We start from the raw sequence: 22,415 nt of genomic DNA, 5'->3' as shown, positions 1-22,415 counted from the left end.
CCTGCGTCACCCGGACGCCTTCGTCGAGCAGCGAGGACGACCCACCTCATGGCCCAGCAGAGCGACCTGCACGTGCCGAGCAACCCGATCCGCGTGGTCACCGCGGCGAGCCTGTTCGACGGGCACGACGCGGCGATCAACATCATGCGGCGGATCCTGCAGCGACAGGGCGCCGAGGTGATCCACCTCGGACACGACCGTTCCGTCGACGACGTGGTGTCCGCCGCCGTCGAGGAGGACGCGCACGCGGTCGCCATCAGCTCCTACCAGGGCGGGCACGTCGAGTACTTCACGTACCTCGTCGACCTGCTGCGCGAGCGCGGCGCCGGGCACGTCCGCGTGTACGGCGGGGGCGGCGGCGTGATCGTCCAGCGCGAGATCGACCAGCTGCACGCCCACGGGGTGGCGCGGATCTTCTCCCCGCAGGACGGCCAGACGATGGGCCTGCCGGGGATGATCAACACCATCATCCGGGAGTGCGACGAGGACCTCGGCGCGAAGCCCCCCACGAGCTGGGAGGGCCTGTTCACCGGCGAGCGCGCGGTCGTCGCGCGCGCGGTGACGATGGCCGAGTCCGGCGAGCTGCCCACCGAGGTCCGGGAGCGCATCGACGCCGCGAACGGAGAGCGCCACGTCCCGGTCCTGGGCATCACCGGCACCGGCGGCTCGGGCAAGTCGTCGCTGACCGACGAGCTGGTCCGCCGCACCCGCATGGACCGCGAGGACAAGCTCAAGGTCGCCGTCCTCGCTGTCGACCCGACCCGTCGTCGTGGGGGCGGCGCCCTGCTCGGCGACCGGATCCGCATGAACGCCCTGGGCGGCCCCATCTCGTTCCGTTCCATGGCGAACCGCGGCTCGGGCACCGCGCTCCCCGAGCGCCTCGCCGACGTCATCGCCGTCCTGCGCGCCTCCGGCGCCGACCTCGTCGTCGTCGAGACCCCCGGCATCGGGCAGGGCGACGCGGGGATCGTCGAGTTCGCCGACGTGTCGCTCTACGTCATGACGCCGGAGTTCGGCGCCGCGTCCCAGCTCGAGAAGATCGACATGCTGGACTTCGCCGACGTCGTCGCGATCAACAAGTTCGAGCGGCGCGGCGGTGACGACGCGCGGCGCGACGTCGCCCGGCAGCTGCTGCGCAACCGCGACGCGTTCGGCTCCTCGTGGGAGGAGATGCCGGTCTACGGGACCAGCGCCGCGACCTTCCACGACGAGGGCGTCACCGCGCTCTACGGCAAGCTGATGACGCTGCTCGGCGAGCACGGCCTCGCGGAGGGACAGGGCCGGCTCGACATCCCGGACACCACGGTGTCGACCTTCAGCGGCTCGGCGATCCCGGCCGACCGCGAGCGCTACCTGGCCGACGTCGCCGCGACGGTCCGGGCCTACCACGACGAGACCGAGTCGATGGTCGCCGCGGCCCGCCGTCGTTCCGCCCTCCGGCAGGCCCGCGAGGCCCTCGGCGACCGCGACGCCGGCGAGCTGCCCGCCGTGCTCGAGGAGGCCGAGAAGGACCTGCCGCGCGAGGCCGCGGAGCTGATCGACGGCTGGGAGCAGACCAAGGAGGACTACGCGGGCGACGAGCTCGTGGTCCACGTCCGCGACAAGGAGCTCCGCACCCGGCTGACCCGGGAGACGCTGTCCGGCTCCAAGGTCAACCGCGTCTCGCTGCCGCGGTTCTCGGCCGACGAGGAGGTGCTGCGGTTCCTGCGGGTCGAGAACCTGCCGGGGCACTTCCCCTTCACCGCCGGGGTGTTCGCGTTCAAGCGCGAGGGCGAGGACCCGGCCCGCATGTTCGCCGGCGAGGGCGACGCGTTCCGCACGAACCGCCGGTTCCACTACCTCTCGGAGGACTCCGAGGCGAAGCGGCTCTCGACGGCGTTCGACTCGGTCACCCTCTACGGCCGCGACCCGGCCACTCCCCCGGACGTCTACGGCAAGGTCGGCACCAGCGGCGTCTCGATCGCGACGCTCGACGACATGAAGGTGCTGTACTCGGGCTTCGACCTGACGTCGCCGACGACGAGCGTGTCGATGACGATCAACGGGCCGGCGCCCACCCTGCTCGCGTACTTCCTCAACACCGCGATCGATCAGGTCGTCGACACGTTCCGGTCGGAGCACGACCGGGAGCCCGACGACGCCGAGCGTGCGGAGCTGGTGGCCCACGCCGTCGCGAACGTCCGCGGCACGGTGCAGGCCGACATCCTCAAGGAGGACCAGGGCCAGAACACCTGCATCTTCTCGACCGAGTTCTCGCTGCGGATGATGGCCGACATCCAGGAGTGGTTCATCGCGCACGAAGTGCGCAACTTCTACTCGGTGTCGATCTCCGGCTATCACATCGCGGAGGCCGGGGCGAACCCGATCTCGCAGCTCGCGTTCACGCTCTCGAACGGGTTCACCTACGTCGAGTCCTACCTCGCGCGCGGTATGGACATCGACGACTTCGCCCCGAACCTGTCGTTCTTCTTCTCGAACGGGATGGACGCCGAGTACTCGGTGATCGGGCGGGTCGCGCGCCGGATCTGGGCGGTCGCGATGCGCGAGCGCTACGGCGCGAACGAGCGCTCGCAGAAGCTGAAGTACCACGTGCAGACCTCGGGGCGGTCGCTGCACGCGCAGGAGATGCAGTTCAACGACATCCGCACCACGCTGCAGGCCCTCTGCGCGCTGTACGACAACGCCAATTCACTGCACACCAACGCCTACGACGAGGCCGTCACGACGCCGTCGCAGGAATCGGTGCGCCGGGCGCTGGCCATCCAGATGATCATCAACAAGGAATGGGGCCTCTCGCTCAACGAGAACCCGCTCCAGGGCTCGTTCGTGATCGAGGAGCTCACCGACCTCGTCGAGGAGGCCGTGCTCGCCGAGTTCGACCGGATCGCCGAGCGCGGCGGCGTGCTGGGCGCCATGGAGACCGGCTACCAGCGCGGCAAGATCCAGGACGAGTCGATGCTCTACGAGGGCCGCAAGCACGACGGCTCGCTGCCGATCATCGGCGTGAACACGTTCCTGGCGCCCCCGGACGCGGAAGGCGAGGCGCCCAAGGAGATCGAGCTCTCGCGGGCCTCCGAGGAGGAGAAGTCCTCGCAGCTGGCGCGGCTGGACGACTTCCAGGCGCGGCACTCGACCGAGTCCGCCGAGGCGATCCGGCGCCTGCAGGACGCCGCGACCGCCGGGGAGAACGTGTTCGCCGAGCTGATGAACGCCGCGCGGGTGTGCTCGCTCGGCCAGCTCACCGACGCGTTCTTCGAGGTGGGCGGGCAGTACCGGCGGTCCATGTAGGTGCGCTCCGCGCTCGTGAGCAGTAATTGACGCTCTGACATCAATTTCTGCTCACGGGCGCGTCGGCGCACCTACGACGTCCAGGGCCCGGAGACGAACGCCGAGGCACGACTCTGGCAGGGGTCGGCGACGGCCGTCAGGTGCAGCGTCGTCCCGTCGACGGACGCCTTGTACGTCCCGACCTGGCCGGCACACGGCGCGCCGGCGACGCTCGTGAACGTCACGCGCTGCTGGGCGTCCTGGCCGAGGGTGCCCTGGATGCTCTGCCCGGTACTGGTCATCACCTGCGTGTAGCTCGACCCGGCGCCGATGACGAGCGACTGCGGCCCGCTGGGCACGATGGCGTTCCGGTAGGTCCCCGCGGGGATCGCCGTGACCGGGGCCGAGGGCGCGGCCGCGGTGCCGGCCGGTGGTGCGCTCGTGGGCGGTGGTGAGGAGCAGGCGGCGGCGAGCAGCACGCCGAGGAGGATCAGCAGCAAGCCCGGCCGCCTCCGTGCGCCGACGTGCCCGGGTCCGTGCCGTGCCCCGTCGTCGTGCGTTCGACCCCTGACCATGAGAGCCGCCCCTCTCCTCGCCAATCTTCGTCAGTGTGACGGCGTGTGACGTGATCGGCGTCACCACCACTCGCATGGCCCAGCGTCGCGCCACTCTCGGCGCCCGAACGGAGGTAGCTTTTCTGGCAGCAAGTGTCAGAAGAGGTAGACCTCTCGGACGAGCGAGGAGCGGACATGGCTGGTCGGGTCGCGGGCAAGGTCGCCCTGGTCACCGGGGCGGCGCGCGGGCAGGGGCGGGCGGATGCGGTGCGCCTCGCCGCGGAGGGCGCCGACGTCGTCGTGGTCGACGTGTGCGGGCCGCTCCCGGGCGTGGACTACGCCTCGGCGACCCCGGCCGACCTCGACGAGACGGTCCGCCTCGTCGAGCAGCAGGGCCGGCGCGCCGTCGCCGGACAGGCCGACGTCCGGGACCTCGACGCCCTGCGCAGCGTCGTCGACGGCGCGGTCGGGCAGCTGGGGCGACTCGACGTCGTCGTCGCGAACGCCGGCATCTGCATCCCGCGGGCCTGGCACCGGATCACGCCGGAGATCTTCCGGGACACCCTCGACGTCAACGTCGCGGGCGCCTGGAACACGATCATGGTCGGGGCGCCGCACCTCGTCGCGGCGGGCGGCGGCTCGGTGATCGTCATCAGTTCGGCGGCCGGGTTGAAGGTGCAGCCGTTCATGGTCCCGTACACGGCGAGCAAGTGGGCGGTCCGCGGGATGGCGAAGGCGTTCGCCGCGGAGCTCGCGCAGCACTCGATCCGCGTCAACAGCGTGCACCCGACCGGAATGGCGACGGGAATGGGCAGCGGCGCGATGCAGGCGGCGCTCGGGGAGGCGATGGCCGAGAACCCGCGCCCGGGTGCCATGTTCACCAACATGCTGCCGGTCGAGATCACCGCGCCGGAGGACGTCGCCGAGACGGTGCTCTTCCTCGCCTCCGACGAGTCGCGATTCATCACCGCGCACGAGATCGCGCCGGATGCCGGGGTGACGGAGTATTAGGTGTGCTCCGCGCTTGTGAGCACTAATTGACGCTATGACGTCAATTAGTGCTCACAAGGCCGAAGGCCACCTATTTCCGCCTCCAGTGCCGCCACGAACCGATCGACCCCGGACTCGCCGCCGAGCAGCCCGAGGTCCGCGTCCACGCCCAGCCGAATCCGCCCCGCGTAGGACAGCACCGAGACGCCGAGCCCGAGATCGCCGGAGCAGGGCACCCAGAACATCACGTCGCGCACCCGCGTATCGCCGAGCGTCAGTTCCTCCAGGGGGCCCGGCACGTTGGAGATGATCAACGACGCGGCCCGGGCGTAGCGCCGGACGAGGCCCTGGGTGAACGACGCCGAGGCCAGCCCCGCGCCGGCGATCCCCGCGAAGGTGGCCAGCGCCTGGTCGGTGCGCTTGATCGTGGCCATCGCCCGGTGCATGCGCTCGACGCGGCGGGCCGGATCGGGCTCGTCGGTGGGCAACGGCGGCAGGACCAGGCCGAACTCGTTGCCGAGCTCGTCCGAGATCGGACGGTCCAGGGGCCGGAGGTTGCTCGGCATCACGGCGCGGAGCCGCGGCGCACCGTCACCCAGGTAGGTCCGCAGCGCGCCGGCGATGGCCGCGCAGACGACGTCGTTGACGCTGCCGCCCGCCGCCTTGCCCGCGGCGCGGACGTCGTCGAGCGCGACGGCGGAGGTCCAGCGGGCCGCCTTCGCGACCCCGGGACGTCCCTGCAACGCCGACGGGACCTCGCGCGGCGGTCGGGCGAGCAGCGCCGCCGACGACCGCACGGCCCGCCCGGTCGCGGCGAGCTCGGACGCCCCGTCCGGCGTGCCGACGCGCTTCGCGGTCTCCCACAACGACGACGCCCGGTCACGAATCTCGCGGTGCAGCAGGCGCAGGTCGTGCACCCGCGCCGGATGCCGCGGCGGGTCGGCGTAGGCGGCGGGCGTGCGCGGGTCCGAGACCGGGTCGGCGAGGGCGTGGAAGAGGTGGTTGAGCGCCACCCCGTCGGCGAGGCCGTGGTGGATCGCGACGTGCACCGCGGTGCCGCGCTCGTACCCGGTCACCAGCTCCATCCGCCACCACGGCCGGTCGGTCGGCAGCGAGCGGGACATCAGCGCACCGATCCGGTCCGCCAGAGCCGCGTCGTCGCCGGGCTCGGGGAGGGCCATCGTCGTGACGTGCTGCGTCAGGTCCGGCGGCGCGTCGACCCAGCGGGCCGGCCCGGCCGGACCCGCCGGCCACGTCGGGCGCTGCCGCAGCCCGGGGTACACCGCGACCCACCGTTGCGCCACGCGCTCGCGCAGCGCCGCGAGGTCGACCGGCCCGTCGCAGAACAGCAGCCCGTGCACGACCATCCGGTTGGTCTCCCGCTCGAGCTGCAACCACGCCGTGTCGATGCCCGACGCCCACCGATCCATCGAAACCCCTCCAGGTGTGAGGGACGCACGGTACCGGGTGACCTCTGCCATGCCGCCCCGCAGGGCCTCGAGCCCTGGCACGATCGAGGGCATGGCCGAGCAGACGACGCGCGAGACCGTCCGCGACGACCTGGGGACCCGGGTCCCGGTCCCCACCCGGGTCCGGCGCGTGGTGAGCCTCGTCCCCTCTCTCACCGAGGCGATCGGCGTGACCGAGCCCGGCCTGCTCGTCGGGGTCACCGACTGGTGCACCCACCCGCTCGACCTCGACGACGCCGGTTCGGTTCCCCCGGCCCGCATCCGCGGCACGAAGAATCCCGACGTCGAGGCGATCGTCGCCCTGGCGCCCGACCTCGTCGTCGCCAACGAGGAGGAGAACCGACCGGGCGACCTGCAGGCGCTGCGCGACGCGGGCCTGGCGGTCTACGTGACGGACGTCCGCACCGTCGACGGCGCGTTCGCCAGCCTCGACGGCATGCTCGCCGCCTGCGGGCTGGAGCGCCCGGCGTGGCTCGAGGGCGCGGAGAAGGCCTGGGCCGACCTGCCACGGGTCGCGTCCGCCGACCGCCGCAGCGCGATCGTCCCGATCTGGCGCAAGCCGTGGATGGCGGTCGGGCGCGACACCTTCACCGGCGCGATCCTCGACCGCCTCGGGATCGACAACGCGCTGGCCGACGGCGGGCCGACCGCCGAGCGCTACCCGCGCATCGACATCGACGACCTGCCGCCGCACGACCTCGTCGTCCTGCCCGACGAGCCGTACACCTTCACCGCCGACGACGGCCCGGAGGCCTTCGCGGCGCCGTCGGCGCTGTTCAGCGGCCGGTTGCTCACCTGGTACGGGCCGAGCCTGCTCGAGGCGGCGAAGGCGCTCCGCGCCATGTGAACGAATCTGGTCGTCCAGGCGACCAGATTCGTTCACCTACGACGTGAGGAGTCCGCCCTCGACCGGCAGCGTCACCCCGGTCACGTAGGACCCGGCGTCGGAGCACAGGAAGATCAGCGCCGTCGCCAGGTCCTCCGGGTCGCCGATGCGGCCGGCCAGGATCCGCGGCAGCTGGGAGTCCAGGTAGCCCTCCTGGTAGCCGTCGGTCATCTCCGAGGTGAAGAACCCGGGCGCCAGGGCGTTCACGCGGATGCCCTTGCGCGGAGTCCACTGCTGCGCGAGGTCGCGGGTCAGCCCGACCAGCCCCGCCTTCGACGCCGAGTACGCCGCCTGCGGCAGCCCCGCCGTCGTGAGGCCCAGCACCGAGGAGATGTTGACGATCGAGCTGCCCGGGGCCATCACCTTCGCCGCCGCCTGCGCCATCCAGTAGCAGCCGTTGAGGTTGACGTCGATCACCTGCCGGAACTGCTCCGGGGTCTCCTTGGTGGCGGGCACCGCGGTGCCGATGCCGGCGTTGTTGACCAGGACGTCGACGCGCTCGAACTCGGTCATCGCCGCGTCGACGAGGGTCTGACAGTCGTCGGGCTCGGCGACGTCGGTGCGCACCGCGACGGCGCGTCGGCCGAGCTTCTCGACGGCGGCCCGGGTCTCGTCGAGCTTCTCGATGCGCCGGGCACCGAGCACCACATCGGCCCCCGCCTCGGCCAGGGTGCGCGCGAACGTCGCCCCCAGCCCGGAGGAGGCGCCGGTGACGATCGCGACGCGGTCGTCCAGTCGGAAACGATCGAGGATGCCCACGCCCGGCACCCTAGGCCGTAGGCCCGTCCCTACGCCGGGGCGTCCACGACGGCGGGCACCGCGCCGTCGTCGTCGGGAGCGCGCTCCTCGTCCTCCTCGCGGGGATCCAGCGCGCCCGGCTCGGGCTCGGGCTCCGGCTCGGGCCAGACCCGGCCGCCCAGGCGGCCGAGCTGGGTCTCGCCCGGGTCGGCGAAGATGTGCAGACCGAAGCGGTCGGAGAGCTCCCGGCACACGTTGACCCCGCGCACCGAGTTGCCGTGGACGTCGAGCCCCGGGGAGAACACCCCCAGCCCCACCTGGTTCGGGATGCTCGCCATGATCCCGCCGGAGACGCCGCTCTTGGCGGGGATGCCGACGTCGTTGGCCCACTGCCCGGCCGCGTCGTACATGCCGCAGGTGAACATCACGCCGATGACGTCCCGGACGTAGGTCCGGGGCATCGCCCGCTCCTCGGTGCGCGGGTTGATCCCGCCGTGGGCGAGCGTCGCCGCCGCGACGGAGAGCTCCGCCGTCGTGACCATCACCGAGCAGGCCGAGAGGTACACCGCCAGGATCTCGGCGACCTCGCCGACGAGCATCCCCAGCGAGCGCATGTAGTAGCTGATGCCGAGGTTGCGGTCGGCGTCGGCGAGCTGGGCGTCGAGCAGTTCCTGGTCGACCTCGAGATCGGGATTCCCGGTGTAGAGCCGCATCCGCTCCAGCAGCCGCCCGACCCGCTCCTCCACGTCCGCCCCGCCGACGATGTCCGCCGCGACGAGCGCCCCCGCGTTGACCATCGGGTTGTGCGGGCGGCGGTTCACCTCGTCGAAGGCCAGCGAGTTGAACGGGTCGCCGGAGGGCTCGACCCCGACGCGCGACAGGGTCGCCTCGCGGCCGTTGTCCTCCAGGGCCAGCGCGTAGGTGAACACCTTGGAGATCGACTGGAGCGGGAAGCGGTGGTCACAGTCGCCGACGGTCCACTGGGTGCCGTCGACATGCGTGCCGGCCAGCGCGAACAGGTCGCGCTGCGAGATCGCCTCCGGCGGGTGGTAGGTGACGACGTCGGCCGTCCCCATCCGCGCCTGACGTTCCAGCAGCTGCTCGAGCTGCTCGCGCGCGCGTCGCGCCTCCTGCTCGGTGAGCGTCTCGTCCCAGGCCACGCGCGCATGATGGACCACGACGCCGCGTTCCGTGTGGCCGGAGGCCCGCGCGGGGAACTCCCCCGGCGTGGATCACGGCATCATGATGTTTCCGACGGACGACGCGATCGACCCGGCGAGCCTCGCCCAGGAGGTGGAGGACCGCGGCTTCGACTCGCTGTGGTTCCCCGAGCACTCGCACATCCCGGTCGCGCGGACGTCCCCGTACCCCGGTGGCGGCGACCTGCCCCGGATGTACGTGCACACCTACGACCCCTTCGTCGGCCTCATGGCCGCGGCGGGCGCGACGACGACGCTCAAGGTCGGGACCGGCATCTGCCTGGTCATCCAGCGCGACACGATCCACACCGCCAAGGAGGTCGCGTCGCTGGACCGGCTCTCCGGCGGGCGCTTCCTGTTCGGGATCGGCGCCGGGTGGAACCGTGAGGAGATGGCCGACCACGGCACCGACCCGAAGACCCGCATGCGGCTGATGGCCGAGCAGGTCAAGGCCATGAAGGAGCTCTGGACCCAGGACGAGGCCGAGTTCCACGGCGAGTTCGTGGACTTCTCGCGCTCGTGGTCGTGGCCCAAGCCGGTCACGGCGCCGCACCCGCCGGTGCTGATCGGCGGCATGGGCCCCGGCGTCGAGGACCGCATCCTCGACTACGGCGACGAGTGGATGCCCCAGCGGGTCGGACCGGACAACATCGACGAGTTCGCTCAGCGCGCGGACACCCTGCAGCAGCGCGCCGCCGACGCCGGGCGCGGCCGAATCCCGATGTCGCTCTTCGGTGGGGAGACCTCGAAGGAGGCGATCGAGGGGTACCACCGGGTCGGGATGGACCGCGTGATCTACGGGGTCAGCTCGTCCGACCGCGACACCGTGCTCAAGGAGCTCGACGAGCTCGCGCCGCTGGTGCGGAGCTGAGTCCAGGTGCCGACCATGCAGCGGGACGACGCGCGGGCGCGGTTCGCCGCGGCGCGCGTCGCCCGGCTGGCCACCGTCTCGGGCGCCGGCGTGCCGCACCTCGTGCCCGTGGTGTTCGCGGTGGTGGACCACCGGGTGCTCGTCGCGATCGACGGCAAGCCCAAGCGCACGCGGGCCCTGCGCCGCCTCGCGAACATCACCGACAACCCCGCCGTGTGCCTGCTCGCCGACGAGTACGACGAGGACTGGTCGGAGCTGTGGTGGGTCCGGGTCGACGGCACCGCGGTGGTGCGTGACGACGACGAGGCGCTGGCCGAGGCACGGTCGGCGCTGGGATCGCGGTACCCCCAGCACGTGGCCGACCCGCCGGAGGGCCCGGTGATCGAGGTGAGCGTCGAGCGTTGGTCGGGGTGGACGGCGTCGTGAGTGGATCTCCGCCGAGCCCGCTCACCCCGTTCACCCCGTTCTGAGCGAAGGGCACCTTCGGTCGAATAGATGGGCCAGGGGCGCCCCTCGCCAGAACGCGGTCCCCGCCCGGACACGAGCGAAGGGCACCTTCGGTCGACCAGATCGACCGAAGGTGCCCTTCGCTCAGAACGTGCCGGGAGGTCAGGCCGCCGCGAGCGTCACGGCGCCGACCCCCGCCTCACGGCGCCGCACCCGCCGGGCGTGCACCTGCAGTCCGCCGCTGACCATGAGCACGGCGAGCCCGACGACGGCGAGTGCCGCCCCGACCAGCGCGGGCGCCAGCAGCCCGAACCCGGCCGCGATCACCATGCCGCCGAGCCAGGCGCCGAGCGAGTTGGCCACGTTGGACGCCGACTGGATCGCCGCCGAGGCCATGGTCGGGGCCTCGCCCACGATGTCCATGATCCGGGTCTGGATGGCCGGGCCGAGGGCGAGCGAGAACATCCCGGCCCCGAACAGCGACAGGACGGCCAGCCACGGCGTGCCGACGGTGAGCGGGAACGTCGCGAGCACCACGGCGAGCGCGACCAGGCAGCCGCACAGCGTCTTCAGCGGCGCCCGGTCGGAGAACCGCCCGCCGAGCACCGAGCCGGCGGTCATGCCCAGCCCGACGACGGCCAGCAGCACCGTGACGATCGACGGGGAGAAGCCGCCGACCTGGGTGAGCATCGGGGTCACGTAGGAGTAGCAGGCGAACATCGCGCCGAACCCGAACACGACGGCGCCGAGCGCGAGCAGCACCTGCGGGTTCCGCATCGCGCCGAGCTCGCTCTTCAGCGCGGCACGGCCGCCCTCGACCGGGGCGGCGTCGGGCACGAACGCCCACACCGCGGCGACCGCGAGCAGCCCGATCACGCCGATCAGCGCGAACGTCGCGCGCCACCCGGCCACCTGGCCGATCAGCGTGCCGAGCGGGACGCCGGCCACGTTCGCGATGGTCAGGCCGAGGAAGACCTTCGAGACGGCCCGCGCCCGGTGCGACCGCGTCACCATCGACGCCCCGGCCACCGACGCGGCGCCGAAGAACGCGCCGTGCGGCAGCCCGGTGAGGAAGCGGATGAGCAGCAGCGAGCCCATCTCCGGGGCGAGCGCGGAGAGCAGGTTGCCGACCGCGAACGTGCCCATCAGCGCGATGAGCAGGGTGCGGCGGGAGAAGGACACCGTGGCGCCCGCGAGCAGCGGCGCGCCGACGACGACGCCGAGCGCGTAGGCCGAGATCAGGTGGCCGGCCTCGGTCACGGTGACACCGAGCCCGGCAGCGACCTGGGGCAGCAGTCCCATGATCACGAACTCGGTGGTGCCGATGCCGAACGTGCCGACGGCGAGGGCGAACAGCGACAGGCCCACGGGGAGACGAGTGCGGTCACCACCGGGCCGGAGCGCGTCGACGAGGTGGGAGGGGAGCACGGCAGGTCCTTTCGGGATCGATCCAGCAACGCTGTGGACCATGGTTCGACGCTGCGAGCCATAAGTCGAAGAACCTCAGGCGTTGAGTTCATAAGCTGGGCTGATCCACACTGGTCAGATGCCGACGCTCCGCCAGTTCGAGGCCTACCTCACGGTCGTCGACGAGGGCTCGTTCACACGCGCCGCGCAACAGCTCGGGGTCTCCCAGCCGGGGCTGTCGCAGCAGGTCGCGGCCCTGGAGCGCGAGCTGGGGGCCTCGTTGTTCAGCCGGCTGCCCCGCTCGGTGAGCCTCACCCCGACCGGCCGCGCGCTGCTCCCCCACGCCCGGGCTTCGGTGGACGCGGCCGCCCGCGCGACGACGGCGGCGCGCTCGGTCGCCGGCACGTCGGCCGGCGAGCTCCGGATCGCGGCGGTCTACTCGGTGGGGCTCGGCCTGCTGCCCGGGGTGCTCACCCGGTGGCGCGCCGACCACCCCGGGGTCGGGGTCCGGCTGCTCGAGCACCGGACCGCCGAGACCCTCACCGCCGCGATGCAGGGCGGGCAGGCCGACGTCGGAATCGGTCCGACACCGACCGGATGGCGCGGCCGGGTCCGCGTCCTGGGCGCCGAGGAGCTCGTCGTGCTCCTCCCCGCGCAGGGGCCGCCGGACATCCGGGGCCACGAGATCGCGCTGCAGCGCCTCGCCGACGTGGCATGGGTGCAGTACGGCGCGGGCCACGAGCTCTCCGCGGAGCTGGACGCCGCGGCCCAGGCGGCCGGGTTCCGGCCGAAGGTCGCGGTGCGCACCGAGCAGACCGCCATGGCCCCGCAGCTCGTGGACGCCGGGATCGGGCCCGCGCTGGTGCCCGCGGGCATCGTGCCGTCCTCGTTCAGCGGGCGGATCGCGCGCCCGGTCCCCGCGGTCGAGCGGGAGCTGGCGGCGACGACGGGTGCCGAGCCCGACACCCTCACGTCACGCTTCGTGGCCCTCCTGGCCCGCAGCGCCGTCCTCATGCCCCCGCACGTCGCCGAGCGCCTGTCCTGACGCCGAGGTCGTCGCCGGTGCCGCGCAGCCGCGCCGCCGTGGCCGCCGGCATGCCCTCCGGGAGCTCCAGCGGGGGCAGCTCGCCGACCGCCTTGGTGAGCAACAGGTCCGCCAGCGCCGGGTTCCGGGCGAGGACGGGACCGTGCAGGTAGGTCCCGACGACGGTGCCGCGGCCCCGGTCGGAGACCGCGCCCTCCAGCCGGTCGCCGGTCCCGTTGCCCGCGCCGCCGGGACCGCGCCCGACCTCTCGCACCCGGGCCAGCGGCGCCGCGTCCGGCCCGAGCTCGGTGATCCCGCCGTGGTTCTCGAACCCCTCCAGCGGGACGTCCAGCCCGTCGACCAGCGGGTCCGCGACGACGTCGCCGATCCGGCGCGGTCCGCCACCGGGCCGGGTCTCGACGTCGAGCACGCCCACCCCGGGCACCCGGGTCCCGTCGGCGATCGTGAACGCCGTGCCGAGGATCTGCAGCCCCGCGCACACCGCGAGGGTCGGCGCGCCGCGGTCCAGGGCGCGGCGCAGGCCGATGGAGTCGCGCAGCCGGTCGCAGGCGAGGACCTGGGCCGCGTCCTCTCCCCCGCCGAGCACGTAGACGTCGCCGCCCGAGGGGACCGCGTCGGTCCAGCCCACGGTGAGCACGCGCCCCTCGATGCCGCGCCAGCGCAGCCGGGTGGCGAGGACCTCCGCGTTGCCGGCGTCGCCGTAGGTGCCCAGCACCTCGGGCAGCAGCAGGACGACGGTGACCGGGGCGCTCACGTGAGGGCCCGGGCGGCGTCGTGGAAGGCCGTGTAGTTGCCGACGAGGTCGACCTCGCCGACGGTGTCCCGCGTCGCGGCGACCGCGTCGTCGGCCATCCGGTGACCGACCCCGGCGTAGGCCAGGCGCACCGACACGTCGGCGGCCCGCTCGCCCGCGGCCACCAGCGGATGGCGTTCCAGCCGCTCGAAGGGCACGTCCCAGAGCCAGGACACGTCGCGCCCGTCCGCCTCGCGGGAGTTGACGGCGACGACGACGGGTCGGGGCGGACCCTCGTCGAGCAGGTCCAGGACCTGCGCCCACCCGGCCGGGTTCTTGGCCAGCAGCAGCCGCGTGGTGCCGCCGGGCCGGGTGACGGTGCGGTAGCGCCCGCCGACCTGCTCGAGGCCGCGGAGCCGGGCGGCGGCGACCGCCGGGGTGACGCCGAGCTCGGCGCCGACCGCCAGCGCGAACACCGCGTTGAGCCGGTTCGCGTGGCCGGGCAGCTGCAGGTCGAGCGAGGTGGCGTCGCCGTCGGGCCCGTGCACGGTGGCGACGCCGCCGTCGTCCTCGACGAGCGTCCAGTCGCCGTCCGGGCGGGCGAGCCCGCACGACGAGCACGCCCAGCGCGTCCCGGTGTGGGTGACCGCGCCGTCGCAGTGGGGGCACACCCCGGCGTCGCCGGTCCAGCGGGTCGGCGAGGACACCCAGAGCGGGGCGGCCGCGCGCAGCCCGGCGCCGGCGCACAGCACGTCGTCGGCGAACGCGACGACCCGCGCTCCCGGCTGGGCCTCGACCGCGTCGCCGACGCGGCGGGCCACGGTGCGCACCTCGCCGACGCGGTCGAGCTGGTCGCGGCTGAAGTTGAGCAGGACGATCACGCGGGGGTCGGTCGCCGCGGCCACCTCGCCGAGGTAGGACTCGTCGACCTCCATGACGGCCACCGGTGAGGGCCCGGCGTCGACGGCCGAGAAGGTGTCGAGCAGCGCGGTGGTGATGCCGTCGGGCATGTTGGCGCCGAGGTGGTTGGTGGCGAGCTCGCGGCCCGCGCCGCCGAGCACCCGGGCGATCATCGAGGTGGTGGTGGTCTTGCCGTTCGTGCCCGTGACCAGGACCACGGTCCGACCGGCCGCGAGGCGGGCGAGCACGCGACGGTCGAGCATCGTCGCGACCCGGCCGCCGATCACCGCCCCGTGGCGGCCCGCGGAGCGCGCCAGCCCTCCCACCAGCCGGGCAAGGGCAACCGCGGCGCGGGCCCGCAGGGGCAACCGCGCCGGTCGTCGGGACATCACGGCGAGATCGTGGCCGGGGCCGGGTTAACGGTCGGCAAGACGACCCGCGACCGTACGGTGGTCCGCTGTGGCCGAGCTGTGGGTCGTCGAGGACGACGAGACCATCCGCGGGGTACTGGCGTCCCGGTTCGAGGCCGAGGGACACCGGGTGCGCTCCTTCGCGGACGGCGGCTCGTCCCTGGACCGCTCCCTCCCGGGCCCGGATCTGGTGCTGCTCGACCTCGGGCTCCCCGACCTGGAGGGCGCCGAGGTGTGTCGCCGGCTACGCCTCGCCCACCCGGAGACCGTGATCGTGGTGCTCACCGCGCGCGCCGACGAGATGGACGTCGTCGTGGCCCTCGAGGCGGGCGCCGACGACTACCTCACCAAGCCGGTCCGCTACACCGAGCTGACCGCCCGGCTGCGCGCGCACCTGCGGCGGGCGGGTGCGGCGCTGCCCGAGGGATCCGCCCGCGGCGGGCGGATCGTGCTCGACGATCTGATCATCGACGTGGCCGCCCGCACCGTCACCCGTGAGGGCGCCGAGCTGGGACTGCGGGCCAAGGAGTTCGACCTCCTCGCGCGGCTCGCCGCCGAGGCGGGTGCCGTGGTCACCCGGGAGACGCTGATGAGCGACGTGTGGGACGAGCACTGGGCGGGGTCGACGAAGACCCTCGACGTCCACATCGCGGCGCTGCGCCGCAAGCTCGGTCCTCAGCCGACGATCGCGACCGTGCGCGGGCACGGGTACCGCCTCGAGCGGCCGGGGGGCTGAGGTGCAGGCGCGGATCATCCGGTTCGCCATGGTGGTCTCGCTCGTCGCGATCGCGGTGTTCGGACTGCCGCTGGCCATCGGCGCGGCGCGGTACTACGTCGTCGACGAGCAGAGCGGGCTCGAGGACGACGCCCAGGCCGCGGCCGACGGCGTCGCGCCGCTGCTCGCGGCGGGCAATGTCCCACTGAACGTCTCCCCCGTCTCGGCCGACAGCCCGGGCGCGGTGTACGGACTCGACGGACACAAGATCACCGGGGACGGGCCGGACCGGCTCGCCCCGGCGCTCGCCGGGGCGCTGAACGGGCGGGTGGTCCGCGCGAGCGCCGGCGGCGAGTACGTCGTGGCCGTCCCGATCCTCGTCGGCGACCGGCGCGTGGGCGTGCTGCGCGCGTCCCACGAGGAGAACCAGGCCGAGGAGCGCACCGCCGTCACGTGGGGCGTGATGGTCGTCCTCGCGGCCGCGGCGGTCGGCGGCTCCCGCCTGGTGGCGCGGCGTCTCGCCGTCCGGCTCTCCGCGCCGCTCGAGGTGCTCGCCGCCGACGCCGCGCGCCTCGGTGACGGCGACTTCACCGTGTCCGAGCCGGTCCCGGCGGGCCGGCGCGACCCGGTCCCGGAGATCGCGGCGGTGCACCACTCCCTCGCCGTCACCGCGACCCGTCTCGACGAGCTGCTCACCCGCGAGCGCGCGTTCTCCGCCGAGACGTCGCACCAGCTGCGCACCCCGCTCGCGGGACTGCGACTGCGTCTCGAGGAGGCGGCCAGCCTCCCGCCCGGCTCCCCGCAGGTGGCGGCCGCCGTCGACGGCGCGCTCGATGCCGCCGACCGGCTGGACCGCACCGTCGAGGAGCTCCTGCGCCTGGCCCGCGAACCGGCCGGGACGCCGCCCGAGGAGCTCGACGTCCAGGACCTGGTGGAGCGGGTGGCCGCCGAGGTTCGCGCGGACGGCGTCCCGGACGGCCGTTCGATCGCGGCGGCCGCGGAGGACCCGGACCTGCGCGCCCGCGCCTCGACGGCCGCCGTCCGTCAGATCCTCGCGGTCCTGATGGAGAACGCCCTGACCCACGGATCGGGCCAGGTGACGGTGACCGTCCGGGACGCGGGCCCGGCGGTCGCGGTGGACGTCGCCGACGAGGGCTCGCTCGCCGAGGACGAGACCGCGCTGTTCGCGAACCGGTCCGGCGACTCGGACGGCCACGGCATCGGGCTGGCGCTGGCCCGCCGGCTGGCCGAGGCCCAGGGCGGGCGGCTGCGACTGCGATCGTCGGCGCCCACCACCGTCACGCTCCTGCTGCCCGCGAGCGAGGTCGCCGACGAGGATCCGGGCGAGGGCACGATCGTCGGGGCGTGAGACGGGCCCCGCCGGGGAAGGCGGGGCGCATGGACCTCGGACTGGCTGGTGCACGGGCGATCGTCTCGGGAGCGTCGCGCGGGATCGGGCTGGCGTGCGCCCGGACGCTCGCCGCGGAGGGCGCGTCGGTCGCGCTCGTCGCCCGCTCGGCGGACGATCTCGCGACGGCGGCCGCGTCGGTGGACGGCACCACGCTGACCGCCGTCGCGGACACGACCGACGATGCGGCGGTGCGGGCGATGGTCGCGCGGGTGGTCGGCGAGTGGGGCGGCGTGGACGTGCTGGTCAACGCAGCGGCGCGCCCGGCGGGTGGCGGCCCGATCCCGCCGCTAACCGAGCTCTCCGACGACGCCGTGACCTCCGAGTTCGACACGAAGGTGATGGGCTACCTGCGGACCGCCCGCGCCGTCGCCCCCTCGATGATCGCCCAGGGCGCGGGGCACATCGTGAACATCAGCGGGCTCAACGCGCGCCGGACCGGGTCGATCGCCGGGACCATCCGCAACGTCGCGGTCGCCGCGCTCACCGCCAACCTCGCCGACGAGCTCGGCCCGCACGGCGTCCGCGCGACCTGCGTGCACCCGGGGATGACCGAGACCGAGCGCATCCCGCAGCTGCTGGCCGACCAGGCGGCCGCACGGGGGGTCTCGGAGGACGAGGTGCGGAGTGGGCTCGCGGCCTCGACGAGCCTGAAGCGGTTGATCACCGCGGAGGAAGTGGCCGACGTCGTGACGTTCCTGGCCTCGCCGCGCTCGGTCGCGGTCAACGGCGACTCGATCGGCGCCGGGGGCGGGCAGCCCGGCGTCGTGCACTACTGAGGCGAACGACCCCGGACATGCCGGGACGGCGCCTCCCCGTGTCGGGGTGACGCCGTCCCGTTCTCGGAGGAACGTTCGGATTCGGGACCCGTTCCAGGTCACCGGCCCACCGCTCGTGGGGTTGCGCTCTCGTGGGCGTGCCGCTTCCGTGCCTCGGGGGCTACGGGCGGTCTGGCTCCGACGAGCGTGACTGGCCGGTCCGGTACGGGATGGTCCCTGCGATCAATGGATCACCTGCCTCCTCGTCGGGGCTCTCGGCCAGCCTCTGCGGTCGATCCACGGACTCTCGGTATCGGCTCAAACCATGTGATCGGGACCACATCGACCGGGCCGACACTACTCGTTGGCCGGACAGCGTCAAGGGTTACCGGATAGTGAACGTGAGCGGTCCGGCGCGTCGCGATCACAGCGTGTCGGCGACCCAGGAGGCGTAGCTCCTGCCCGGGTGACCGGTGCGTTCGGCGACCTCGGTGGTGATCGGAGCGGGGCCGTCGGCGAACTCCGCCCAGTAGCGGAGCAGCGAGTCGACCACCGGCCCGGGTACGAACGCGGTCATCCGCTGCCGGGCCGCCGTCGGGCCCTCGTCCCGGACCTCGACCGCCCGGCCGAGGTGGGTCGCGACGATCCCGACCTGCTCCGCGAAGGTCATCGACTCCGGCCCGGTCAGGTGCGGCGACTCGTCCGCGGGCGGGCCGAGCAGGGCCGCCACGGCGACGTCGGCGATGTCGCGCTCGTCGATCGGGGACGTCGACGCGTGCGGGTAGGGCAGCTCCACCACGCCGGCCTGGATCCCGGACCACCACTGAAAGGTGTTGCGGTCGAACGCGCCCGGGCGCAGCGCCGTCGTCGGGAGCCCCGCGCCCCGCAGCGCGACCTCCGCGTCGGCGTGATGGGCGGCGAGCCCGCCGGGGACCGGGTCGGTCTCGGTGAGCACCGACTCCGAGGACAGCAGGACGACGTGCTCGACCCCCGCCCGGGCGGCCGCCGCGGCGAAGCCGTCGAGCTCCCCGGTCACGTAACAGAACACCGCGCGGACGCCGTCGAGCGCCGGGCCGAACGACGTCGGGTCGGCGAGGTCGAGCCGGACCCGGGCCACGTCGTCGGGCACCTCGAGCTGCTCGGGGTCGCGGCCCGCGGCGCGGACCGCGACCCCGGCGGCGCGCAGGCCCGCGACGACGCCGGAGCCGACCGTGCCGCGGGCACCGGTGACGAGGACGGGGCTGGTCATGCGGTTTCCTCCTGAGGTCTCGACGTAGGTGCGCTGCGCGCTCGTGAGCACACATTGACGCTATGGCATCAATTTCTGCTCACAGGCGCGGAGCGCACCTCCTGGCGAACGCGATCACTGCGGGGCGGGCGATCTGGCCGCCCGGCGAGCCGTAGGGATGGTCGAAGACGTGGTCGGCGTACGGGATCTGCAGCAGCCGGCCGGGAACGCCCGCGGCGCGCAGGTCGGCGTCGAGGCCGCGGACGAGGTCGGCGCGGATGAAGTTGTCCGCGGCCCCCACGACGAGCATCGTCGGCGGCAGGTTCCCGGCGACGAGGTCGGTGGGCGACGCGGCCCGGGTCAGCGCGGGCACGGACCCCGCCGGCCCGCCGAAGACGGCGTCCTGCAGTCCGGGCGCGATCAGCCGCATGTCGACGACCGGGTAGAAGGCGACGACGGCGGCGGGCGGCTGCGGCGGGGCCGACGTCGGGAGGGTCGCGCCGGGCACCCCGACCAGCGCCGCCGCCGTCGACAGCGCCAGCGTGGCCCCGGCCGACTGACCCGCCAACGTCACGGCCGCCGGATCGAGCCCGTACTCCTGACCCGGACCGCGGACCCACGCGAGCGCCGCGGCCACGTCGTCGCGCTGGGCCTCGCCGAGGGTGGCGCCGGGCAGTCCGGGATCGCCGGGCAGCCGGTACTGCACCGAGACCACCGCCAGGCCGTGGTCGGCGTACCAGCGGTTGCTGCGCTCGCGGTCGGTCCGCTCGCCGCGCACCCAGCTGCCGCCGTGCACCCACACCATCACCGGATGCGGGCCCGGGCCGGGCGGCAGCGTGACGTCGAGGTCGAGACCGGGCCGGTAGCGCACCGTGGCGTCGGGGGCCGCGCCGGACTGGTCGACCGCCGTGAGGGCCTCGAGCCAGTGGATCCGCACCCCCTCGGCCCGGGCCGTCGCCTGCAGCGCGCCGAGCACGACGAGCCCGCCGACCAGGGCCATCCCGGCGACGACGGCCACGACCACCCCGAGCCGCGGCACGTCCAGCGCGATCAGCCCGAGGCCCACCCCGACCCCGGCGCACGCCGCCGCGACGACGTGCACCGGGTACTGGCCGGAGACGAACGACCCCAGGAACCCGATCACCGGGATGCGCGGCAGGAACGTCCCCACCACGACGACGAGCAGCGCCACCCCACCGGCGGCCCCGATCGTGCCGAGCGCGATCCGGGCGAGCGTCACCTCCCGATCATGCCGTAGGTGCGCTCCGCGCTCGTGAGCAGTAATTGATGCTCTGGCGTCAATTACTGCTCACGAGCGCGACAGCGCACCTAATGAGGCGCCACCGCCAGGTCGTAGACGGTGTCGGCGCCGACCGGGCGGCCGGCCCAGTGCGCCTGCACCCACGACTGGATCGGCGCGACCGCGGCGCCGCGGCCACCGAACCCGCCGAACCCGCCGCGACCACCGCGACCGTTCGCCGCCGGCGCCACGTAGTAGCGCACCTGGTGGGAGGCGACGTCGGCCTGGAACTGCTGCAGCGTCGGCGTCGGGTCGGAGCCGGAGAACCCGCCGAGGCCCATGACCGACGTGTTGCTGCCGAGCTCGAGCCCGGCCGCGGCCATGGTCGTCGGGGTCGCCGCGGACCACTCGGTGGTCGTGCCGCGCAGCAGCGACGCCACCTGCGGGTCGGCCTGGCGGAACCCACCGAAGCCGCCGCCGTGACCCGGCTGGCCCGGCTGACCGCCCCGCATCATCGCCGCGAAACGGGCCGTGCGGGAGTCGCGCACCGTCGGCCCGGCGCTCGCCTCGGCGCCGGCGTGCGGGGTCACGACGGTCTCGACGGCGTAGGCGCTCGCCCCGCCGAGGGTTGCGACGAGGCCGAGCACCACCGCCGCGACGATCCCGGCGCGGCGCGCGAGCACCGTCGGGAGCACGACGACGGCCGCGGCGAGCACGCCGGCCACGAGGACCGCCGCGGGCAGCCAGGGCAGGAACGTCGGGCTGCGCCACAGCAGGACGGCCGACCACACGGCCGTACCGAGGATCCCGACGGCCAGCACCGCGCGGGCCACCGTGTCCTCACGCCGCTGCCAGGCCTCCCGGGCCCCGATCGCGACGAGCGCGGCGATCGCGGGCGCCATGACGATCGTGTAGTAGGAGTGGACGATCCCCTCCATGAAGGAGAAGACCGCGGTGCTGACGACGAGCCACCCGCCCCACAGGACGGCGGCGGCGCGCAGCCGGTCGGACGCGGGGGCCCGGCGGGTCACCCAGAGCAGTGCGACCAGCGCCAGCAGCGCCGCGGGCAGCAGCCACGCGATCTGACCGCCGAACTCCGCGGAGAACATCCGGCCGAGGCCGGCCTGACCGCCGAAGCCACCGAACCCCTCGGGGGGACCACCCCGGCCGGGACCTCCGCCCCCACCAGGACCGCCGCCCGAGCGCCCGACGATGCGCGCCAGGCCGTTGTAGCCGACCGCGAGCTGGAGCAGGGAGTTGTCGGTCGAACCGCCGATCCAGGGGCGCGAGGAGGCAGGCCAGAGGTCGACGAGCGCCAGGAACCACCCGGCGCCCACGACGATGCCTGCGAGGCCGGCGGCGAGCTGCCCGATGCGGCGCCGCCAGGACACCCCGGACGCGACGAGGTGCACCAGCGCGAACGCCGGCACCACCAGCATCGCCACGCCCATCTTGGCCAGGAACCCGAGCCCGATGAGCGCCCCGCAGCCGACGAGCCACCAGGTCCCGGCCGCGCGGTCCGCGGCATCGACCGCCCGCACGAGCGCGTAGGCGGCCGCGACCAGCAGGAACGTCAGCATCGGCTCCGGGTCGTCGAACCGGAACATGATCACCGCGACGGGGGTGAGCGCCAGCACGACGCCCGCCGTCAGCGCCGCGCCCGGGCCCGACCAGCGGCGCACCGTGAGCACCAGCAGCGCCACCGAGGCGATCCCGAGCACCGCCTGCGGCAGCAGCATCGACCACGGTGAGAACCCGAGCAGGTTCGCCCACAGGCCCATCCACCAGTTGTCGGCCGGCGGCTTGTCGACGGTGATGAACCCGGGAGCGTCGACCGCGGCGAACAGCCAGGCCACCGGGTTGCGGGTCGAGGCCTGCACCGCGGCGGCGTAGAAGGTGTTCGCGTCGCCGTTGGCGCCGAGGTCCCACAGGTCGACGAGGCCGGCGAGCACCAGGACGCCGGCGAACCCTGGTCGGAACCATCGGGCGGTGGCCCGGGACTGCTGCGGGGACGCCGGGTCGACGGGCGGCGCGTGGATCACGGAGGTGGTCACGGGCCCCGACCATCAGGGGGGCACATCACCGCGGGCTGGGCGTTCGCTGTGCGCACCCTGTGCGGACGCCGAGTGGTGTGGGAGCACGGTGTGGGC

19 protein-coding genes are annotated in these 22,415 nt (G+C 73.8%); 9 read left to right on the top strand and 10 right to left on the bottom strand.

Annotated features, from left to right (window positions below):
* Nucleotides 1-48 precede the first annotated feature (48 nt).
* A complete protein-coding gene (gene icmF / locus LQ327_RS19650; protein WP_230736817.1) occupies nucleotides 49-3,288 on the top strand; it encodes a fused isobutyryl-CoA mutase/GTPase IcmF in 3,240 nt (1,079 codons plus the stop codon).
* Between the two features lie 71 nt (nucleotides 3,289-3,359).
* Here icmF and LQ327_RS19645 read toward each other — a convergent pair whose 3' ends face one another.
* Nucleotides 3,360-3,767 carry a hypothetical protein gene (locus LQ327_RS19645; protein ID WP_230736815.1) on the bottom strand — a complete coding sequence of 136 codons (408 nt, stop codon included), beginning with the start codon at nucleotides 3,765-3,767 and terminating at the stop codon, nucleotides 3,360-3,362.
* A gap of 249 nt (nucleotides 3,768-4,016) precedes the next feature.
* Between LQ327_RS19645 and LQ327_RS19640 the strand changes: the two genes are divergently transcribed.
* Nucleotides 4,017-4,832 (top strand): mycofactocin-coupled SDR family oxidoreductase, encoded by an 816-nt coding sequence (locus tag LQ327_RS19640; RefSeq protein WP_230736813.1) that lies wholly within the window; start codon nucleotides 4,017-4,019, stop codon nucleotides 4,830-4,832.
* A gap of 44 nt (nucleotides 4,833-4,876) precedes the next feature.
* On the opposite strand, the gene LQ327_RS19635 is transcribed toward LQ327_RS19640, so the two are convergent.
* Nucleotides 4,877-6,241 carry a wax ester/triacylglycerol synthase domain-containing protein gene (locus tag LQ327_RS19635; protein ID WP_230736811.1) on the bottom strand — a complete coding sequence of 455 codons (1,365 nt, stop codon included), beginning with the start codon at nucleotides 6,239-6,241 and terminating at the stop codon, nucleotides 4,877-4,879.
* 91 nt (nucleotides 6,242-6,332) lie between these two features.
* Between LQ327_RS19635 and LQ327_RS19630 the strand changes: the two genes are divergently transcribed.
* Entirely contained in the window at nucleotides 6,333-7,127 is a 795-nt protein-coding gene (locus LQ327_RS19630) for a helical backbone metal receptor (RefSeq protein WP_230736809.1), read from the top strand.
* A 36-nt stretch (nucleotides 7,128-7,163) separates the two neighbouring features.
* On the opposite strand, the gene LQ327_RS19625 is transcribed toward LQ327_RS19630, so the two are convergent.
* Nucleotides 7,164-7,925: an SDR family NAD(P)-dependent oxidoreductase gene (locus LQ327_RS19625; RefSeq protein ID WP_230736808.1), complete on the bottom strand. Its 762-nt coding sequence runs from the start codon at nucleotides 7,923-7,925 to the stop codon at nucleotides 7,164-7,166.
* Nucleotides 7,926-7,954: 29 nt separating this feature from the next.
* On the bottom strand, nucleotides 7,955-9,064 hold the full coding sequence (glsA, locus tag LQ327_RS19620) for a glutaminase A (protein WP_230736806.1): 1,110 nt from the start codon (nucleotides 9,062-9,064) through the stop codon (nucleotides 7,955-7,957).
* 67 nt (nucleotides 9,065-9,131) lie between these two features.
* On the opposite strand from glsA, the gene LQ327_RS19615 reads away from it, so the two are divergent.
* Both LQ327_RS19615 and LQ327_RS19610 read left to right on the top strand, forming a co-directional pair.
* Complete coding sequence (locus tag LQ327_RS19615; protein ID WP_443611916.1) at nucleotides 9,132-9,974, top strand: LLM class F420-dependent oxidoreductase; 843 nt, start codon at nucleotides 9,132-9,134, stop codon at nucleotides 9,972-9,974.
* 15 nt (nucleotides 9,975-9,989) lie between these two features.
* A complete protein-coding gene (locus LQ327_RS19610; RefSeq protein ID WP_230736802.1) occupies nucleotides 9,990-10,400 on the top strand; it encodes a TIGR03668 family PPOX class F420-dependent oxidoreductase in 411 nt (136 codons plus the stop codon).
* Nucleotides 10,401-10,583: 183 nt separating this feature from the next.
* Here LQ327_RS19610 and LQ327_RS19605 read toward each other — a convergent pair whose 3' ends face one another.
* A complete protein-coding gene (locus tag LQ327_RS19605) occupies nucleotides 10,584-11,789 on the bottom strand; it encodes an MFS transporter (protein ID WP_230737498.1) in 1,206 nt (401 codons plus the stop codon).
* A 178-nt stretch (nucleotides 11,790-11,967) separates the two neighbouring features.
* Between LQ327_RS19605 and LQ327_RS19600 the strand changes: the two genes are divergently transcribed.
* Nucleotides 11,968-12,873 carry a LysR family transcriptional regulator gene (locus tag LQ327_RS19600; protein ID WP_230736800.1) on the top strand — a complete coding sequence of 302 codons (906 nt, stop codon included), beginning with the start codon at nucleotides 11,968-11,970 and terminating at the stop codon, nucleotides 12,871-12,873.
* Here LQ327_RS19600 and LQ327_RS19595 read toward each other — a convergent pair.
* Both LQ327_RS19595 and LQ327_RS19590 read right to left on the bottom strand, forming a co-directional pair.
* Nucleotides 12,839-13,627, bottom strand: a complete 789-nt coding sequence (locus LQ327_RS19595; protein WP_230736798.1) for a type 1 glutamine amidotransferase — start codon at nucleotides 13,625-13,627, stop codon at nucleotides 12,839-12,841. The genes LQ327_RS19600 and LQ327_RS19595 overlap by 35 nt on opposite strands.
* On the bottom strand, nucleotides 13,624-14,895 hold the full coding sequence (locus LQ327_RS19590) for a MurT ligase domain-containing protein (protein WP_230736795.1): 1,272 nt from the start codon (nucleotides 14,893-14,895) through the stop codon (nucleotides 13,624-13,626). The genes LQ327_RS19595 and LQ327_RS19590 overlap by 4 nt, the downstream gene beginning before the upstream one ends.
* A gap of 70 nt (nucleotides 14,896-14,965) precedes the next feature.
* Between LQ327_RS19590 and LQ327_RS19585 the strand changes: the two genes are divergently transcribed.
* From LQ327_RS19585 to LQ327_RS19575, 3 genes are read left to right on the top strand one after another with little or no spacing between them, the layout of a single operon-like run.
* Entirely contained in the window at nucleotides 14,966-15,652 is a 687-nt protein-coding gene (locus LQ327_RS19585; RefSeq protein ID WP_230736793.1) for a response regulator transcription factor, read from the top strand.
* 1 nt (nucleotide 15,653) lies between these two features.
* Nucleotides 15,654-17,000 (top strand): sensor histidine kinase, encoded by a 1,347-nt coding sequence (locus tag LQ327_RS19580; RefSeq protein ID WP_230736792.1) that lies wholly within the window; start codon nucleotides 15,654-15,656, stop codon nucleotides 16,998-17,000.
* Nucleotides 17,001-17,029: 29 nt separating this feature from the next.
* On the top strand, nucleotides 17,030-17,818 hold the full coding sequence (locus LQ327_RS19575; RefSeq protein WP_230736790.1) for an SDR family NAD(P)-dependent oxidoreductase: 789 nt from the start codon (nucleotides 17,030-17,032) through the stop codon (nucleotides 17,816-17,818).
* A gap of 403 nt (nucleotides 17,819-18,221) precedes the next feature.
* Here LQ327_RS19575 and LQ327_RS19570 read toward each other — a convergent pair whose 3' ends face one another.
* The 3 genes from LQ327_RS19570 to LQ327_RS34105 all read right to left on the bottom strand — a co-directional run bounded on the left by LQ327_RS19570 (nucleotide 18,222) and on the right by LQ327_RS34105 (nucleotide 22,319).
* Nucleotides 18,222-19,046 (bottom strand): NAD(P)H-binding protein, encoded by an 825-nt coding sequence (locus tag LQ327_RS19570; protein WP_230736788.1) that lies wholly within the window; start codon nucleotides 19,044-19,046, stop codon nucleotides 18,222-18,224.
* Nucleotides 19,047-19,125: 79 nt separating this feature from the next.
* On the bottom strand, nucleotides 19,126-20,265 hold the full coding sequence (locus LQ327_RS19565) for an alpha/beta hydrolase (protein ID WP_230736786.1): 1,140 nt from the start codon (nucleotides 20,263-20,265) through the stop codon (nucleotides 19,126-19,128).
* A gap of 89 nt (nucleotides 20,266-20,354) precedes the next feature.
* Nucleotides 20,355-22,319, bottom strand: a complete 1,965-nt coding sequence (locus LQ327_RS34105; RefSeq protein ID WP_308286347.1) for an ArnT family glycosyltransferase — start codon at nucleotides 22,317-22,319, stop codon at nucleotides 20,355-20,357.
* Nucleotides 22,320-22,415 lie beyond the last annotated feature (96 nt).

Source organism: Actinomycetospora endophytica (assembly GCF_021026375.1).
Classification (GTDB): domain Bacteria; phylum Actinomycetota; class Actinomycetes; order Mycobacteriales; family Pseudonocardiaceae; genus Actinomycetospora; species Actinomycetospora endophytica.
The sequence above is the reverse complement of the archived record's forward strand: the minus strand, read 5'-3'. Positions and strand labels throughout refer to the sequence as shown.

Coding starts and splice junctions, on each gene's coding strand:
- icmF (WP_230736817.1), top strand. CDS start 49: ATGGCCCAGCAGAGCGACCTGCACGTGCCGAGCAACCCGATCCGCGTG.
- LQ327_RS19640 (WP_230736813.1), top strand. CDS start 4,017: ATGGCTGGTCGGGTCGCGGGCAAGGTCGCCCTGGTCACCGGGGCGGCG.
- LQ327_RS19635 (WP_230736811.1), bottom strand. CDS start 6,241: ATGGATCGGTGGGCGTCGGGCATCGACACGGCGTGGTTGCAGCTCGAG.
- LQ327_RS19630 (WP_230736809.1), top strand. CDS start 6,333: ATGGCCGAGCAGACGACGCGCGAGACCGTCCGCGACGACCTGGGGACC.
- LQ327_RS19610 (WP_230736802.1), top strand. CDS start 9,990: ATGCAGCGGGACGACGCGCGGGCGCGGTTCGCCGCGGCGCGCGTCGCC.
- LQ327_RS19600 (WP_230736800.1), top strand. CDS start 11,968: ATGCCGACGCTCCGCCAGTTCGAGGCCTACCTCACGGTCGTCGACGAG.
- LQ327_RS19590 (WP_230736795.1), bottom strand. CDS start 14,895: ATGTCCCGACGACCGGCGCGGTTGCCCCTGCGGGCCCGCGCCGCGGTT.
- LQ327_RS19575 (WP_230736790.1), top strand. CDS start 17,030: ATGGACCTCGGACTGGCTGGTGCACGGGCGATCGTCTCGGGAGCGTCG.
- LQ327_RS19570 (WP_230736788.1), bottom strand. CDS start 19,046: ATGACCAGCCCCGTCCTCGTCACCGGTGCCCGCGGCACGGTCGGCTCC.